The sequence below is a fragment of the Kitasatospora sp. NPDC056531 genome, from assembly GCF_042794375.1.
In the GTDB taxonomy this organism is placed as follows: Bacteria; Actinomycetota; Actinomycetes; order Streptomycetales; family Streptomycetaceae; genus Kitasatospora.
Window position 1 is genome coordinate 1 of record NZ_JBHTTU010000323.1, and the last position, 1,782, is coordinate 1,782.

At 73.9% G+C, this 1,782-nt stretch carries 1 protein-coding gene and 2 pseudogenes; all 3 read right to left on the minus strand.

Annotation, left to right across the window (positions count from 1 at the left end; translation table 11 throughout):
* Positions 1-189: pseudogene (locus tag ACFQ87_RS46095) on the minus strand (ATP-dependent DNA ligase); the annotation flags it as partial.
* Between the two features lie 70 nt (positions 190-259).
* Positions 260-619: pseudogene (locus ACFQ87_RS46100) on the minus strand (DNA polymerase ligase N-terminal domain-containing protein); the annotation flags it as partial.
* The coding region (locus ACFQ87_RS46105) for an HAD-IC family P-type ATPase (protein ID WP_380617027.1) at positions 616-1,782 on the minus strand (1,167 nt) is incomplete at its 5' end. The gene ACFQ87_RS46105 and the pseudogene ACFQ87_RS46100, both read right to left, overlap by 4 nt.

Sequence of the window (1,782 nt, forward strand, 5' to 3'; positions counted from 1 at the left end):
GTCCTCGCGGGGCTGGCCGGCGAGGGCGTCGGCGATCTCCGGGTAGGTGGCGTTCAGGTGTTTTCCGTTGCGGGAGAGCAGGACGGTGTCCTGGACGTGGCGGGCGGCGAGGACGCGGACGCCGTCCAGTTTGCGTTCGAAGAGCCAGTCGTCGTCGAAGTCCCGACGGTCGGTGAGCACGGCCAGCATGGGGGTGCCGGTTGTGCCCGTAAAGGCGGAAGGAGGCGTGCCCGTGCTCCAGCGCGTCGGCGAGCGGGAGGTCGTGGCCGGCGCGGTCGGTGGAGAGGTTGCGGTAGGTGCCCTCGTCCCAGACGATCACGGTGCCCGCGCCGTACTCGCCCTCGGCGATGACGCCCTCGAACTCGCGGTACTCCAGCGGGTGGTCCTCGGTGGGCATGGCGAGGCGCTTGTCGTGCGGGTCGCGGGATGGGCCCTTGGGCACGGCCCAGGACTTGAGGACGCCGTCGATCTCCAGGCGTACGTCGAAGTGCATCGCCGTCGCGTCGTGGATCTGCACGACGAACGAGGGCCGTGTACCGGGATCGGTCCGGCCTCCCTCGGGCTCGGCGGTCTTCGAGAAGTCCCGCCGACGGTGGTACTCGGCGAGGGTGTCCTTCATGGCGTGCTCCTTTGACCGGACGCCCCTGGACCGGGCGACCGCTGACCGGCCGTCCGCACGGCTGCCACGGCCCGGGCGAGGGCCAGCAGCAGGAGGCGCTCGACCTGCGGGATCAGCGGTGGGGCCGCCACGGCGACGGCGATCGACGCGGCGACGCCTGCCCAGGCCACCGGGCCGAGCGGGGTGCACCCGAAGAACCGGCTGACGCCCGGCGTCTGGATGACGGCCGCGAGCGCGGCGGCGGAGCCCAGCACGGTCGCGAGGACCAGGGGGCTGCGCCGCCGTCCGGTCAGGGTCTGGGCGAGCTGGGCGCCGACGACGCCGCACAGGGCCATGGTGCTGGTGCGCCGGGCGGAGCCGGGGGTGGCGGTGCCGATGAGCCAGGCGGTGGTCGCGCCGACGGCGGTCACCAGGCCCCGGTGCCGGATCTGGCGGGCCAGCGGCGCGTCGAGGGCCGCGGTGCCCGCGCGCGGGGCGCTCTCCCCGGCCGGCTGGTCGTCCCGTGGCGTGACGGCGACGGCCATCGCCGGGAACATGTCGGTGAGCAGGTTGACGAGCAGGATCTGACGGGTGGACATCGGGGCGCGTCCCGACAGCAGGGTGCCGAGCAGGGAGAAGCCGATCTCGCCGGCGTTGCCACCGATCAGAATGGTGATCGCGTCCGCCACGCTGCGCCACAGCGCGCGGCCCTCGTCGACGGCGTCAGTCAGGACGGTCAGCTCGTCATCGGTGATCACCAGGTCCGCTGCGTTGCGGGCCGCCGCCGAGCCGCGGGCGGCGATACCTATCCCGATGTCGGCGGAGCGGATGGCGGCGGCGTCGTTGGCTCCGTCGCCCACCATCGCCACGACCCGTCCCGCCTCCCGAAGCGCCTCGACGACCAGTACCTTCTGCTCCGGTGCGACCCTGGCGACGACGTCGCAGCCCCGCAGCCGGCGGGCACGGCCGGTCCGATCGAGGCTGGCCAGGTCGTCGCCGATGGCCAGTTCGAGCTCCTCGGGCCAGCCCAGCGCGACAGCCACCGCACGGGCCGTGGCCGGGTGGTCGCCGGTGAGCATGACCGGCCGCACCCCGGCCCGCCGCAGTCCTTCGACCAGCGCGGCGGACCCAGCGCGCGGGGTGTCCGCCAAGGCGACGAAGCCGACCAGCTCCAGCCGCTCCAG